This is a genomic window from Salegentibacter sp., assembly GCF_041642575.1.
Lineage (GTDB): Bacteria > Bacteroidota > Bacteroidia > Flavobacteriales > Flavobacteriaceae > Salegentibacter.
The window spans coordinates 1-15,399 of sequence record NZ_JBEPWD010000016.1; the positions used below are offsets into that span (position 1 = coordinate 1).

The 15,399-nt window shown below is 38.5% G+C and carries 12 protein-coding genes; 6 read left to right on the forward strand and 6 right to left on the reverse strand.

The window, feature by feature from the left end; genetic code table 11:
* The 3 genes from ACESK1_RS04660 to ACESK1_RS04670 form a co-directional block, all read left to right on the forward strand.
* Positions 1–1,496 (forward strand): T9SS type B sorting domain-containing protein (locus ACESK1_RS04660; protein ID WP_372918406.1); only part of this gene is annotated, 1,496 nt, incomplete at its 5' end.
* Between the two features lie 63 nt (positions 1,497–1,559).
* Positions 1,560–3,563 (forward strand): excinuclease ABC subunit UvrB, encoded by a 2,004-nt coding sequence (gene uvrB / locus ACESK1_RS04665; RefSeq protein WP_372918408.1) that lies wholly within the window; start codon positions 1,560–1,562, stop codon positions 3,561–3,563.
* Between the two features lie 111 nt (positions 3,564–3,674).
* Positions 3,675–4,889, forward strand: a complete 1,215-nt coding sequence (locus tag ACESK1_RS04670) for a hypothetical protein (RefSeq protein ID WP_372918410.1) — start codon at positions 3,675–3,677, stop codon at positions 4,887–4,889.
* A gap of 9 nt (positions 4,890–4,898) precedes the next feature.
* Here ACESK1_RS04670 and ACESK1_RS04675 read toward each other — a convergent pair whose 3' ends face one another.
* Positions 4,899–6,953 (reverse strand): acetate--CoA ligase family protein, encoded by a 2,055-nt coding sequence (locus ACESK1_RS04675; RefSeq protein WP_372918412.1) that lies wholly within the window; start codon positions 6,951–6,953, stop codon positions 4,899–4,901.
* A 178-nt stretch (positions 6,954–7,131) separates the two neighbouring features.
* Between ACESK1_RS04675 and ACESK1_RS04680 the strand changes: the two genes are divergently transcribed.
* The gene (locus tag ACESK1_RS04680; protein ID WP_372918414.1) at positions 7,132–8,292 is read left to right on the forward strand and encodes a PLP-dependent aminotransferase family protein; all 1,161 of its coding nucleotides are present in this window, start codon (positions 7,132–7,134) and stop codon (positions 8,290–8,292) included.
* Between the two features lie 45 nt (positions 8,293–8,337).
* Here ACESK1_RS04680 and ACESK1_RS04685 read toward each other — a convergent pair whose 3' ends face one another.
* From ACESK1_RS04685 to ACESK1_RS04695, 3 genes are all read right to left on the reverse strand, one after another.
* Positions 8,338–8,937, reverse strand: coding sequence for an indolepyruvate oxidoreductase subunit beta (locus ACESK1_RS04685; protein ID WP_372918416.1), 600 nt, complete (start codon positions 8,935–8,937; stop codon positions 8,338–8,340).
* Positions 8,938–9,012: 75 nt separating this feature from the next.
* Entirely contained in the window at positions 9,013–10,626 is a 1,614-nt protein-coding gene (locus ACESK1_RS04690; protein WP_372918418.1) for a thiamine pyrophosphate-dependent enzyme, read from the reverse strand.
* 250 nt (positions 10,627–10,876) lie between these two features.
* Positions 10,877–11,320, reverse strand: coding sequence for an Hsp20/alpha crystallin family protein (locus ACESK1_RS04695; protein WP_372918420.1), 444 nt, complete (start codon positions 11,318–11,320; stop codon positions 10,877–10,879).
* 183 nt (positions 11,321–11,503) lie between these two features.
* On the opposite strand from ACESK1_RS04695, the gene ACESK1_RS04700 reads away from it, so the two are divergent.
* Positions 11,504–12,793: a DUF2254 domain-containing protein gene (locus ACESK1_RS04700; protein WP_372918422.1), complete on the forward strand. Its 1,290-nt coding sequence runs from the start codon at positions 11,504–11,506 to the stop codon at positions 12,791–12,793.
* A gap of 33 nt (positions 12,794–12,826) precedes the next feature.
* A complete protein-coding gene (locus ACESK1_RS04705; protein ID WP_372918424.1) occupies positions 12,827–13,081 on the forward strand; it encodes a DUF1456 family protein in 255 nt (84 codons plus the stop codon).
* Between the two features lie 59 nt (positions 13,082–13,140).
* On the opposite strand, the gene ettA is transcribed toward ACESK1_RS04705, so the two are convergent.
* Positions 13,141–14,832, reverse strand: coding sequence for an energy-dependent translational throttle protein EttA (gene ettA / locus ACESK1_RS04710; RefSeq protein ID WP_372918426.1), 1,692 nt, complete (start codon positions 14,830–14,832; stop codon positions 13,141–13,143).
* Positions 14,833–14,922: 90 nt separating this feature from the next.
* A complete protein-coding gene (locus tag ACESK1_RS04715) occupies positions 14,923–15,399 on the reverse strand; it encodes a DinB family protein (RefSeq protein WP_372918428.1) in 477 nt (158 codons plus the stop codon).

Here is a 15,399-nt window from a genome sequence, read left to right on the forward strand (position 1 = left end):
TGTGTCTGGGGAATCAAACTGAATTTTTCATTACCAGTGATGAACCTTTCGATTCGGTAAAATGGGAATTCGGAGACGGAAATTCTTCAACTTCAGAAGCTCCGAAGCATACTTACGCTTCTTCCGGTAGTTATGTGGTAAGCCTAATAAAGTACATAGATGGAGAGGCCCTGGATCCTATTCGTAAAGAAATCTTCCTTGCTGAAGTTCCTGAAATCTTGGATAAATATGAACTTATTCAATGTGATACAGGAGAAGATACCAACGATGGAATTGCAATGTTTAATCTTCAGCAGGCTAAAGATCCTCTAACTTACAATAACCCCAACACCCAGGCAGTTTTTTATGAAGATTATCAAACCGCGGTAAACGATTCGCTAAACCAACTCACGATTGATGATTTTTATACCAACCAAAGCCCGGGACAGGTGGTCTACGCAAAGATCAACCAGTTTAATTCTGAATGCTTTGATATCGCTGAAGTTACATTGAAAACAAAACCTACCATAGATCTTTCTCCGGCACCAGCACCCGGCTGTGATCTGGGAGATGGAACAGCTGAATTTAACCTCGAGAGGATTCGTCAAAATATAATTGCTGATCTTAATCTTCCTGCCGGAATTGAACTAAGTTTCTACGAAGATGAAGACAAGGCGGCTATAGGCCAAAACCCTCTACCCGATCTTCATATTTCTGAAGCTGGCACACTCTACCTGCGAGCCGATCATCAAAGTATTTGTTACGGTTTTGGCAATATGGAGATGGAAGTCAACCCATTTCCAGAGGTGGAGTCCGTAACCGAATTGAATGTGTGCCCTTCAGCTTTTCCTTTAGAAATTTCGCCAAATATAACCATCCCTGATAATGCCGATTTCAGCTTTTACTGGGAAGATGGAAATGTTGGAAGGAACCTTTATATATCAGGACCGGGCAACTATTCTGTAGAGATTATTGATAACAATATTGGCTGCGGAAGGACTGTTTCTTTTGAAATCAATGAGCTCTCAGGACTTTCAATTAAGGATGTGGAAGTAGAAAGTCGCGGCGACAGCAGCACTCTGAATGTAATCTACGATTCAGAGACTCCTGTTTCATTTTCGTTGGACGATATAAACGGTCCTTACCAGGCGAGTCCTCGTTTTAGGGATGTACCGGGAGGCCCACATATGATCTACGCAAGAAATACGAATGATTGTGGAATCGTAGAAAAGAAGATCCTGGTTTTTGGATTTCCAACTTTTTTCACCCCTAATTACGATGGTTACAACGATAGCTGGAAACCTTATCAAATTCAGGATCCGGAATATAGAATAAAAAGCATCCATATTTTTGATCGCTACGGAAAACTGATAAAGGAACTTGACCCCGATGGAGTTGGTTGGGACGGGACCTATAATGGAAGTGCTATGCCTTCTGATGATTACTGGTTTAAGATTACTCTTGAAAACGACCGGGAATTCAAAGATCATTTTAGCCTGAAGCGGGAACGAAATTAGCATTTTGTTATTCTAAAAGGTATGATAATTGCTTAATTGGAAAGGCTATAGCAAAAGAAATTTATGAAATTTAATATACAATCAGAATACAAACCAACCGGAGACCAACCCGAAGCCATACGTCAACTGGTGGAAGGACTGAATAAGAATGACCGTTATCAAACGCTCCTGGGAGTTACAGGTTCTGGTAAAACCTTTAGTATGGCCAATGTGATTCAGGAAGTACAGAAACCTACCCTGGTCCTGGCCCATAACAAAACCCTGGCTGCTCAGCTCTATTCAGAATTCAAGCAATTCTTCCCGGATAATGCTGTTGAATATTTTGTGAGTTACTATGACTACTATCAACCTGAAGCCTTTATTCCTTCCTCGGGCACCTATATAGAAAAAGACCTTTCCATAAACGAGGAGATCGAGAAACTGCGACTTAGTACAACTTCTTCTCTTTTAAGCGGAAGAAGGGATGTGCTGGTTGTCGCCTCAGTATCCTGTTTGTATGGTATTGGGAATCCTGTAGAATTTCGCAAAAACGTTGTTACCATTGAAAGGGATATGAGAATTTCCCGTACAAAATTATTACACCAGCTCGTGCAGAGCCTTTACTCCCGTACTGAAGCTGAATTTTCCCACGGAAATTTCAGAATTAAAGGAGATACCGTAGATGTCTATCCGAGTTATGCCGATAATGCTTTCAGGATCCACTTTTTTGGAGATGAGATTGAGGAAATTGAAGCCTTCGATCCCGGCACAAATGATGTGATCGAGAAATATGAGCGATTGAATATTTATCCTGCAAACATGTTTGTGACTTCCCCTGATGTACTTCAGGGAGCCATTCATATGATTCAGGATGATTTGGTGAAACAGGTGGATTATTTCAGAGATATCGGGAAGCACCTTGAAGCGAAACGCCTGGACGAAAGAACAAATTTTGACCTGGAGATGATTAGGGAGCTTGGTTATTGTTCGGGAATAGAAAACTATTCGAGATACCTGGACGGAAGGAAGCCCGGTACGCGCCCTTTCTGTCTTTTGGATTATTTCCCCGATGATTATTTAATGGTGGTTGATGAAAGCCACGTGACCATTCCGCAGGTACACGCAATGTACGGCGGTGACCGCTCCAGAAAGGAAACCCTGGTGGATTATGGGTTCAGACTTCCAGCAGCGATGGACAACAGGCCTTTAAAATTTGAAGAATTTGAAGCCTTGCAAAATCAAGTGGTTTACGTTAGCGCCACGCCTGCCGATTACGAACTTCAGAAGTCAGAAGGTGTTTATGTGGAACAGGTTATACGCCCAACCGGTTTGCTGGACCCGGTAATTGAAGTCAGGCCAAGTTTAAATCAGATCGATGACCTGGTTGAAGAAATTCATGTTCGTGTAGAAAAAGACGAGCGCGTTCTGGTGACCACGCTAACGAAAAGAATGGCTGAAGAACTCACAAAATATTTAACCCGAATTGATATTCGCTGTCGGTATATACATTCAGATGTTGATACCCTGGAGCGGGTGGAAATAATGCAAGACCTGCGAAAGGGAATATTTGATGTTCTTATAGGGGTAAACCTTCTTCGGGAAGGCTTGGATTTACCCGAGGTCTCCCTCGTAGCTGTTATTGATGCAGACAAAGAAGGTTTTCTACGGAGTAATCGTTCCTTAACCCAGACCGTTGGTCGTGCCGCACGGCACGTAAACGGAAGGGCTATTCTTTATGCTGATAAGATTACAAATAGTATGCAGAAGACCATAGACCAAACCAATTATCGCAGGGAGAAACAAATCGCTTACAATAAGGAACATAACATCACTCCTACTCCGCTGGTGAAAAAGATAGACAGTGCATTGGTTAAGCAAAAGCTGGATGTGTATGACTATGAGAAACCATTAACTACAAAGGCTGCTGAGGCCGAAATGGCATATCTCACCAAACCGGAAATTGATAAAAAAGTAAGAGAAAAACGCAAAGCAATGGAGGCTGCTGCAAAAGACCTGGATTTTATGGAGGCAGCCCGATTACGCGATGAAATAAAAGTTTTACAGGAAAAAGCGAAAGAAAAAGCTTGATTTTATTAGGGTTTCCCCGTAAATTTTATAAAAAGAGAATTTTTTTTTGAATTTAGGCTATTTTTAAATCCTCCATTACACGTAGCGAACTTTCACTAAATTCATTCAAAGATGAAATGGACAGTTCTCTTCATTGTATTTTTTTCGCACATATCTCTCCACTCGCAGGTAGGTGTTGGAACCACTTCTCCCGGAGCACAGCTTGATATCGTGGCTTCCGATCCCTCAAATCCCGAGAATATTGATGGCCTTTTAATTCCCAGGCTGAATAGTTTTCCTTCGGGTAATCCGGGTGCTACGCAGCATGGGATGTTGATTTTTCTAAACAAGGACCTTCCTTTATTCCCATCAGGATTTTATTATTGGCACAATAATGAGTCGGAATGGAAATCCATCGTCTCCGATGCGCAGGCTGCTAACTTTTATGAAGAAAAAACTTCAGAAAGTCCCGGAAACATTGATGAACCCATTTTCAGAAAAGGAAATATCGGCATAGGAACCGAAGAAATTGTCAGTAAACTTCAAATTGCGATAAATCCCGGAGAAGACCTTGATATCAAAAAAGGTTTAGAAATAGACAATAGCAATTCAGCAGACACCCGAAATACCTATGGAATTGAAGTCAGGAATCGCAGTAAAACCAATGCCAAAAAATATGGAATAAAAAACCATGTCACCGGCGATGGTGGCGGGAAACGATACGGTATCTATAATACAACGTCTCAAGGCGCCAGTGGTTCAGATATTTATGGCATCTATAATTCTGTGGGAAGAACAGAGGGGGCTACCAGCTATAATTACGGGATTTACACTGAAATAGGAGCAGCTTCCGGTAGAGGAAATATCTATGGAATTTATGCAAAGGCTGAGGGAAACAGCAGTTCAGAAGTTTATGCCGGTTATTTTGCAGGTCGCCTGGGTATTGGAAGCGATCCGTCCAGCGATTATGTTTTACCCGATGAAAGAGGCAGCGAAGGGCAGGTTCTAATGGCAGAAAAGAACGGGGAAGTTAAATGGAAAAATAGTGGGCATAAGGTTTACACCTCTACCGGGAGTGCAACTGGCAATTATAATATTCCTGATGAAACCTATACCTTAAGAATTAACAATAACCTATCGGGAATTAATATACCTTCAGCTTCTGCCAATAAGGGACGAATCATAATATTAATTGGATTGCCTGGTATTTCTACCAAAACTTTGAATTTCCAGGAGAGTTTTCAGCTTTGGGATATCCAAACGAACACCCAGATAAACCAAATTAATTCTAATGAGGTGTTTACTATTCAAAGTGCGGGTAATCGATGGCTACTTTTATATAGATAAGAGGAAATCCTATTTTTCTAAACGAATTCTCACATCCACAGCGGTTAAGTCTTTTTGGGTAGCAATAAGGGGATTGAGGTCTAATTCTGCAATTTCCGGTACCACAACTAACAGCTCAGAAATTTTAACAATAGTGTCAGCAAACAATTGGATATTTATACCGTTTTGCCCTCTAACACCATTTAATATTGGATATGCTTTCAGATCAGAGATCATTTTAATGGCATCCTCATTTGAAACAGGAGTCATGACAGCACTTACATCTTTTAAAACCTCAACAAAAATACCTCCCAACCCACATAAAATAACGTGAGGATAATTGGTTTCCTTCTTCGCACCAATAAAAAGCTCCATCCCTTTTAACATGGGCTGTATTATAACAGAAGTAGCTCCTTCAATTTGCATCAATTTGTGGAAGGCTTCGTATAATTCGGCTTCATTGGAAATATTTAAAATAACACCACCCACATCAGATTTGTGCAAGGGCCCCTCAACTTTTAGAACTACAGGATAGGTAATTGATTCTGAAATAGTGTGTAGTTCCGTTTTATTCTTAACATGAAACGGAGTAGCAAAATTTACGCCTGCATAATCCAATAATTTAATGGCAGATTCTGTCGGCATGTATCCATTGGGTAACCCTTCTATTAGTTTTCTTGTTCTTTGGAAAAATTTAAAGTCGGTATTTATATTATTATCACTAGCCAATGGACGATTAATCACCTTAGCTAAGGCATTTCCAAATAAAACTTCATCAGAAAAGGCAATATTCCCTTTCTTTAAAAACTGATTAATTTCGTTTTTCGCATTCACCACCGATGGTAAGATGGCATAGACCGGTTTTTCAGACTTCTTGATTTTCTTATCCAGTACTTCATATACATCATCTACAGCTATTAAGCCCGGACTTCCAAAAATAACTGCCATGGCATCAATTTCGGGAGAATTTTCACAGAATTCAATAATGGCATCTAATTGCTGGGCATTGCCCGTTGCTAAAAAATCAATTGGATTAGAAACGGAGGACCCGTGAAATAATTGACTTAACAAAATTTCGGCATTCTTTCCATCCAATGGAGGAATATTTATTCCATTCTCAGACAATACATCTGTAAGCATTACGGCAGGTCCTCCGGCATGGGTAATGATTGCTATATTTTTTCCTTTAATTTCTTTCTGCAGGAGTATCCCTGCAATAGTAATAAGTTCGTTTCTGCCATAGCAGCGTATTATTCCGGCTTTTTTAAACAGTGTATCTATAAAAAGATCAGAATTGGCTATTGCCCCGGTATGAGAGGAAGCCGCCCTGTTTCCTGCTTCAGAACTACCGGCTTTTATAGCGGCTATTTTGCAACCTTTGCGTATTAAGGAAATGGTATGCTTTAAAAATTTGAGTGGGTTCTTAATGCTCTCAATATACAGTAGCTTTACTTTTGAACTTGATTCCTTTACAAAAGAGTTGTCCAAATATTCCAAAATCTCCTCTACCCCTATTTGAGCACTATTCCCCACTGTATAAATACTGGAAAAGGTGAGCCCCATATTTTTTGCAGCTTCAATGATGAAAACTGCTGTTGCACCGGAACCGGAAACAAAATCAACTCCTTTTTCATCAAGTTTAGGGATGGGTGTAGTAAAAACTCCGGTATAATGTTTATTAATTAATCCAATATTATTAGGACCTAACAAACTTCCACCTGCCTCATTGATTATTCTAACAATGTCTTTTTCTAGTTGTTCCCCACTCTCGTCCTTTTCACTAAAACCTGCTGAAAAAATAATAAAGCCTTTCGTGTTTTTTTGCTGCGTAAGAACTTTAACGGCTTCATAGACAAATTTTGCTGAAATAGCTATGATGGCTAAATCTACTTCGGGAACATCATTGATTTTATTATAAGAGGTTAGCCCTTGAACGACATTCTTTTTTGGGTTTACTACAAATAATTTTCCTTTAAATTTATGATCGATTAAATTCTTGAGGACTCTGCCACCGGGACTATGTATATTATCTGACCCACCAACAATCACTATACTTTTAGGATGAATTAATTTTGAGTGAAGCATACAAGATGAGGATTTTATACTTGTAAAGTAAATTATTTAAAAAGGCTTTTTAGCTGATCGCCATCACATTTTGTTTAATTAAATTTTTGTTGCTTTGATAAGATAGTTAAACCATAAGGATATGTATGCATTTTCAAACGCGGTTAATTCCATGCATTCAGAGGACATTAAGCAATTAATGAAACAGGCATCCGGAAAAAGCATGATTTCATTTGCCGGTGGGATGCCCAACAATGACTTGTTCCCGTTAAAACAGATTGATGACATTTACAATTCCCTCCCTGAAGAGATAAAAAAATTATGTTTTCAATATGGTCCAACCTCCGGGTATCCTCCTTTGGTCAAATCCCTCGAAAACTATTTGGAAAACAAGGGATTAGCAGTAGGTAATAATAAAATTTTAATCACTACCGGTTCACTTCAGGCCATTTCTATTATTACTCAGGAATTTGTTAACGAAGGAGATATTATATTGACAGAGAACCCCAGTTTTGTTGGAGCCTTATCGGTTTTTGAAACCTTTGGAGCTGAGATACATAGTATCCCCATTGACAAAGATGGTATAGATATACAAGCATTAAAAGATAAAATTAATTCTTTAAATCGGACACCAAAGTTTTTATATGTTACACCGAATTATCATAATCCGGCCGGTATCATTTACACCCCTGAAAGAAAAAAAGAGCTATTGGAAGTCTTATCCGGTACGGGAATAATTCTGCTGGAGGATGATGCATATAGTGATTTGTTTTTTAAAGTAAAGGAAAAACACCTAACCCGATCCATGAAATCATTTGGGGTGAAGGATGTGGAAATAATTTATACAGGATCATTTTCAAAAATACTTGGCCCTGGTTTTAGATTAGGCTATATGCTATCTTCTGAAGAAATTTTCGAAAAAGCAGAATCAGTCAAACAAGCATTTGATGCCTGTACTTCTAATTTCATGCAAATTTTAGCAAATGAGTTTTTAGCTCAACATAAACTGGAACCGTATTTAGAATTTTTAAGAAATGAATATTTAGAACGTAAAAATTTACTTCAAAGACATTTAGAAGCCTATATGCCGGAAGAAATTACCTGGAATGAACCAAAAGGAGGTTTTTATATCTGGCTTAAATTACCGGCCCATATTAAATCAACAGATATATTTAAAGAAACCGTTAAGGAAGGGGTGGTATTTGTAACGGGGAGGACCTTTGATCCCGCCAGTAAGAAAGATGACAGGTTACGCCTTTCTTATTCGAATATGCCGAAAGATAGTATCGAAAAAGGGGTAGTTATTCTATCTAAAGCCATAAAAAGAGTCCTTGAGAATTCCGAGGTCTTTCTAAAATAAAAACAATATTGACTTGGATACGGAGTGTTAATTTTTTTTAACCGTTTATTTCTTAGTTGCCAAATTTGTGAAATCTTCAGCAACTTTTTTACCTTCAAAAAAAGCTTCCTGGTTCAACTTGATAATCCTTTCACTTTTATGTTGAAATAACCTGGTGATAGCTACCAACAAACTTTCTTCCGATAAGGGCAATATGGCAGAGGCCGCTCCCAATAACACCATATTAGCAGCCTTGGAATTTCCTATGGATTTTGCAATTTCAGTAGCATTTATAATGATATTATTCGGGTGTTTTTTTATTTGATCAAACAAATCATTTTTATCAGGGTAGTTGTCCGTATTAATAAATGGTTCTGAATCTGTTACCAACCAACCATCTTCCTTTAAAAAGGGCAAATACCTTAATAATTCCATTGGCTCTACTGATAGAATTAAATCTGCTTTTCCCTCAGGGATTAGGTCAGAAAATATTTCTTTATCCGATATTCTTACATGGGATTGAACAGCGCCACCACGTTGGCTCATCCCATGAACTTCTGATTGTTTAATGAATAAATTTTCGCTTAAAGCAGCTGTATCCAGAACCGCAGCAATTGTTAGAATACCTTGACCGCCAACACCTGATAATATAATATTTGTTTTCATCTGTTTAAACTTAATAGTTCTTAGCTAGTTAAGAGAGAATGCTTACCATGAATGAGTTCACATTGCTCGTTTACTCTAATTTAGTGATTCAATTTTGGCTTTTATTTCCTTTTTCTGTTCTCTGGACAATCTCACACAAGGTCTTTCAGAAATTATGACCGAAACACCTTTATATTTTAATTCGTTTCGCAATACTTCTACATTCTGTTCATGATTCTTTTTTAGAGGTATAATAGTTTTCAGGTGCTCCGGTTGGATTCCAATTCCCAGACAAATATTATGTAATCTACCAACAGCTGTTGATTCCTGGGCTCCTGTCATTGCAATTGCGGAGTTATCTGAAATAATAACAGTTATGGGTGAGTTTTCATATACGGCATCCAAAAGCCCTGTCATTCCGGAATGGGTAAAGGTTGAATCGCCAATAACCGCAATAGCATTCTCCAGGCCTGCATCTGCAGCACCTTTCGCCATTGTAATAGAGGCTCCCATATCGATCAAGGCATTAATGGTATTTAAAGGCGGTAAAGCGCCGAGTGCGTAACAACCAATATCACCAAAAACACTTTTATTTCCTATATCTGCGACAACTTCATTAATAGTATTAAATAGGTCTGTATGCCCACAACCTTCACAAAGCTGAGGTGGCCTTGGAGTAACTACAGGAGGAATAGGATTTACACTTTCTTCCTTTATTCCTAATATTTTTCCAACTATGGTGGGATTCAGTTCTCCTGTTCTAGGAAGATCACCGGACAATTTTCCTCTAATTTTATCATTTTCCTCAAAGTAATTGTGCAATAACTCTTCAACGACGGGGTAACCTTCTTCTATAACCAGGATCTTCTCACAATGCCGGTATAAAGCCTTTACTTTTTCTCTGGGTAACGGATATTGGGACACCTTTAATATAGAATATGAAGATTCATTTTCTCCAATATTTTCCATCACATAGTTATATGCTATTCCACATGCGATGATCCCTATCCCATTTTGATCTCCTAATTTCAGTTTATTAAATTCTGATTTTTCAGAAAGTTCTATTAAAGTACCTTGTTTATTAACCAATAAATCAAACTGCTTTCTAGCATTCATAGGAAGCAAAGCAAAACGTGAAGTATCTAATGGTAAATTGATCTCGTTTTGATGATGTCTTTCCTTAACATATATTCCTGCGCGGGAATGCGATAAACGGGTAACCATTCTTAATAATACAGGCAATTTTAATTCTTCAGACAGATCAAAAGCATACAACATAAGGTCATAGGCTTCTTGCTGATTCGATGGTTCCAATGTGGGAATCATCGCAAATTTTCCATAAAAACGTGAATCCTGCTCATTCTGTGATGAGTGCATAGAAGGATCATCAGCTACTACAACTACGAGTCCGCCATTTATTCCGGAAACAGCCATATTCATGAATACATCTGAAGCTACATTTAACCCAACATGCTTCATTACTACCATAGATCTCTTGCCAACATAAGACATCCCCAAAGCAGCTTCCATAGCGGTTTTTTCATTAACAGACCAGGTTGTATGAATCTTTAATTCCTTAGCAAGTTTCGATTTTTGAATATATTCTGTTATTTCAGTTGAAGGAGTACCAGGATAAGCATAAACACCTGACAAACCGGCGTCAATACTACCTTGAGCAAGCGCTTCATTACCTAATAGTAAACTTTTCATCTGTTATTATTTTTATAGACGGATGCAATGCCTGGATAATCTGTAGATTTTTAAATTCTTAACAGGCATTCCATAAAATACTCCCGGTTATAATAACTAATTTAAAAGTATCATGAGCAATTAGGTATGACGGAGGTCATACTCTAAGGATATTTCAGACTATTTTCGATTTAATTAAAATCACCTGCTTCCTTAAAACAACAAACCCCATAGAAATTCTATAGGGTTTAAACAATCGGTAGGCTAATTATTACTTGATCTCAATCAATCTTTTCGCCTGCACCTTAGCTTCTTCTCTTTTAGGCAGACCGATAAACAAAACTCCATCCTTGTATGAAGCAGAAATCTTTTCGGTATCTACGCTTTCGGGTAAACTAAAGGCCCGCTTAAAATTGCTATAGCTGAATTCCCGCCTGGTATACTTGCCATTTTTTTCTGAAGTTTCTTTTTCATTCTTTTCTTCAGAAGAAATAGTCAATACATCGTTATCAAGCTCAATATTGAAATCGGCTTTGGTTTTTCCAGGTGCAGCTACCTCCACGGTAAATGCTTCATCATCTTCCTGAATGTTCACTGCAGGAATACTGGTACCAATACTATTTACATTAGTAGTTCCGCCTAACCAATCGGTTTTAAACATATCATCAAAAACCGATGGCAACCAATTGGTCTCATCTCTTTTAATTAAACTCATAGCTTTTATATTTTTAGTTAAACTTTTTATTTCTGAAATGTATTTAGCAAATTAAATTCCATTCAAAATACAATGACTATTTGTCTGCTTTAAAGGGGTTTAGACTGTCTTTTTGACGTAAAGCAGTAAATTAACTGAACTATTCTTTTAGGAAATAACTAACTTAGACCAAACAATTATTCTATGAAAGAACTATGGGCAAAGTTTAGAACTGTTTGCTTTTCCATCCAAAGCAAGATTGCCTTCTACCCTTCTCTCTTTGCTATTATTGGATTTTTCCTCGCTTTTGTAATGATCTACGCCGAAAATCGGGGAATTTCTGCATATCTTATGGAGAATACACCAACCCTGGTCGTAAATAATGGCAATACTGCTTTAACAATTCTGAGTGCGTGTATTACTGGGCTGATCTCAATGATGGTTTTCAGTTTTTCAATGGTGATGGTTTTGCTAAACCAGGCCTCAACAAATTATTCTCCCAGACTATTACCGGGTTTGATCTCCAATAAAAAACACCAGGTGATTCTGGGAATTTACCTGGCAACAATTCTCTACTGTATTTTTATTGCCATTTCAATTCAACCTGACGGTGAATCTTATCAAATTCCGGGTTTTTCAGTTCTGATAGGAATAATTTTCACAGTGATCTGTATGGGGGCTTTTATTTATTTTATCCATACCATCTCGCAAAGTATACAGATTAATCATATCCTGGATGGAATTTATGAATCAGCTAAAAATCGCCTGAGCTTTTTAATTAAAGACCCGGCAGACACCACAAAGGATTTCCCGGATAGCAAAAACTGGCCGGAGTACTACACGGAAAAAAGCGGGTATTTTCAACATCTGAATCTTAAAAATCTGAAGGCAGTTTGTGACAACGAAGAAATTAGTATCCGGATTCTTCCCGTAAAAGGAGAATTTGTTTTGAAAGGGAATCCCTTGTTCAGAGCTTCAAAAAAGCTAGATGAGAAAACCCTAAAAGAATTACAGGACACGATAGTTTTCTCCCGGGGAGAACTGGTTTCGAGAAATTATGCACTCGCATTTAAACAAATTACCGAGATTATAGTGAAGGCCATGTCTCCGGGAGTAAATGATCCCGGCACAGCACTAAATGGATTGGATTACCTTACAGAACTTTTCTCAATGAGGATGCTCAAAAATGACTCGAGCATTCATATCACAGATAAAGGAAACAGAATTAAAGAAAATGTACTTGATTTTAAAGAACTAATGTACAATGTCATGGCCTCCCTGCGAACGTATTGCAAAGAGGATATTACCCTTGTTCAAAAACTTGGCCTAATGTTCCAATATTTAAAAAATCGGGAAAGCATAGACCCCGGTTTTTATAATGTAATAAATGATGAGGCTAAAACCTTGATTTTTGATGCCTTTGAGGAAATCACCAATCCGAAGGATCAGGAGCTACTTAAGGAACTTTCTGAAAAATTAAATTTGAATAATTAACAGGCTGCAGTAAGAAAAGTTTAATTTTGCTTTATGGCATTAACAAATAACGATATTTTCAAGAAACTAAGAGTGGCTCATAAATTACGCGATGATGATATCGTTAAAATATGTGCGCTGGTAGATTTTAAGGTAACAAAAAGTGAAATAGGTGCTATTTTCCGCAGTGAAGATCATCCTAAATATATGGAGTGCGGCGACCAGTTCCTTCGGAATTTCCTCAACGGACTCATAATTCACCTTCGCGGGCCAATGCCTGAAAAGAAGCCCAAAAAGAAACAGGAATAAAAGTAAAAACCTCTTTCAGCAATGAAAGAGGTTTTTACTTAATAAACATTGACGGGAGCTTAACGCACCAGTTTTTTATACTTGATTCGCTTAGGCATTAGATCTCCACCCAAACGTTTCTTTTTATTTTCTTCATAATCAGAGAAACTTCCTTCAAAGAAATAAACCTGGGAATCTCCTTCGAAAGACAAAATATGCGTACAAACTCTATCCAGGAACCATCTGTCGTGAGAGATCACTACAGCACATCCCGCAAAATTCTCCAGGCCTTCTTCCAAAGCCCGCAGGGTATTTACATCCAGGTCGTTGGTAGGCTCATCGAGTAGTAGCACGTTGCCTTCCTCTTTAAGCGTCATCGCTAAATGCAGTCGGTTTCTCTCTCCACCCGATAGCATATTTACTTTTTTATTCTGTTCGCTTCCGCTGAAATTAAATCTGCTTAAATAAGCTCTTGAATTCACCTGACGGCCGCCCATCATAATGAGTTCCTGCTCATCGCTGAAATTTTGCCAGATGGTCTTTTCAGGATCAATATTGGAATGCGCCTGATCTACATAAGCGATCTTCGCGGTTTCTCCAACCTCAAAAGTCCCTTTATCTGGTTTTTCTTCTCCCATAATCATTTTGAAGATCGTGGTCTTCCCTGCTCCATTCGGTCCAATAATACCAACGATTCCTGCCTGAGGTAAATTGAAATTCAGATCTTCATAAAGCAATTTATCGCCAAAAGCTTTGCTAACTCCTTTCGCCTCGATAACATTCGTACCAAGCCTTGGACCATTAGGAATGTATATTTCTAGTTTTTCGTCTACCTGCTTTTGATCCTGACTAAGCAATTTGTCGTAGTTATTAAGTCGGGCTTTTTGTTTGGCCTGGCGTCCTTTAGGATTCATCTTTGCCCATTCCAATTCCCGTTCAAGTGTTTTCTGGCGTTTGCTCGCCTGTTTTTGCTCCTGCGCCAAACGTTTTGATTTCTGATCCAGCCAGGAAGAGTAATTTCCTTTCCATGGGATTCCTTCTCCCCTGTCCAGTTCAAGAATCCAACCTGCAACATTATCCAGGAAATATCTATCGTGGGTAACAGCGATCACAGTTCCTTTATATTGTGCCAGGTGATGTTCCAGCCAATGCACCGATTCGGCATCCAGGTGGTTGGTAGGCTCATCCAGCAGTAAAATATCTGGTTCTTGTAATAAAAGTCGGCACAAAGCCACCCTTCTTCTCTCTCCTCCTGAAAGTACACTTATAGGTTTATCGGGCTCAGGAGTACGCAAGGCATCCATAGCAATCTCCAGTTTAGTATCAAGCTCCCACGCATTGCTGGCATCAATTCTATCCTGAAGTACAGCCTGCTTATCCATAAGCTTCTGCATTTTGTCAGCATCTTCATAGACCTCCGGCAAACCAAACATATCGTTGATCTTATTGTACTCCTCGAGAATCTCCACGGTTTCGGCAACACCTTCTTTAACTATATCCAGTACTGTTTTATCTTCGTCAAGTTTAGGTTCCTGTTCCAGATACCCCACGGAATAACCCGGGGAGAAAACCACATCACCCTGGTAATTTTTATCTTCTCCGGCGATGATACGTAACAAAGTAGATTTACCCGAACCGTTGAGTCCCAGAATACCAATCTTTGCCCCATAAAAGAAACTCAAATATATATTCTTCAATACAGGAGTGTTCGCATTTTTATACGTTTTGGTCACTCCAGACATTGAAAAAATCACTTTTTTATCGTCTGACATATTAATTTGTTTTTAAAGTTTTGAACTTCAGAAGTTTAATTCCTGAAGAATTGCAAATATCATAAATTTACTTTAGAAAATTATTGGTTTTTACGCTGAATAAGCTCCAAGTAGTCTGGAAATAATCAGAAGTTGTCCTGTATGATAGGCGCCATGCTCTACCACCAGCATCACTTCCCGAAGAAGGCTTTGATCTTCGCCATTTTTCACCGGTTCCAGCAGCTCATTTTCTTCATTCAATATAAAGGATGCAAAAAGCTCTCTGTCCTGAAAATAGTTCTCTTTTAATTTTTTCCAGGAGGCTTCATTTTCAGGAGTTGGGGAATCAGGCCAGTAATCATCGGGCCAATTCGGGGTTTTATAAGTTCCGGAAACACAAAAATCCAGAATATCTTTCTGGGCATATTTTATATGATAAAAAATCTCATAAAATGAATAAGGCAGGTCTGAAGGTCGATCGCCCAGCTTTTCAAAAGGGATTTTTTCAATAATATCATCAATCGGCATGAAGGCTTCCCCTCCCCGAAGATGCTTGACCAATTGTTTTCGGTATTCAGTAGAATTCAC

Bases quoted from the DNA above. Each gene is read 5' to 3' on its own strand.
- ACESK1_RS04675 (WP_372918412.1), bottom strand. From the start codon at position 6,953: ATGCTTCACTCAAAATTAATTCATCCTAAAAGTATAGTGATTGTTGGT.
- uvrB (WP_372918408.1), top strand. From the start codon at position 1,560: ATGAAATTTAATATACAATCAGAATACAAACCAACCGGAGACCAACCC.
- ettA (WP_372918426.1), bottom strand. From the start codon at position 14,832: ATGTCAGACGATAAAAAAGTGATTTTTTCAATGTCTGGAGTGACCAAA.
- ACESK1_RS04690 (WP_372918418.1), bottom strand. From the start codon at position 10,626: ATGAAAAGTTTACTATTAGGTAATGAAGCGCTTGCTCAAGGTAGTATT.
- ACESK1_RS04685 (WP_372918416.1), bottom strand. From the start codon at position 8,937: ATGAAAACAAATATTATATTATCAGGTGTTGGCGGTCAAGGTATTCTA.
- ACESK1_RS04695 (WP_372918420.1), bottom strand. From the start codon at position 11,320: ATGAGTTTAATTAAAAGAGATGAGACCAATTGGTTGCCATCGGTTTTT.
- ACESK1_RS04705 (WP_372918424.1), top strand. From the start codon at position 12,827: ATGGCATTAACAAATAACGATATTTTCAAGAAACTAAGAGTGGCTCAT.
- ACESK1_RS04700 (WP_372918422.1), top strand. From the start codon at position 11,504: ATGAAAGAACTATGGGCAAAGTTTAGAACTGTTTGCTTTTCCATCCAA.
- ACESK1_RS04680 (WP_372918414.1), top strand. From the start codon at position 7,132: ATGAAACAGGCATCCGGAAAAAGCATGATTTCATTTGCCGGTGGGATG.
- ACESK1_RS04670 (WP_372918410.1), top strand. From the start codon at position 3,675: ATGAAATGGACAGTTCTCTTCATTGTATTTTTTTCGCACATATCTCTC.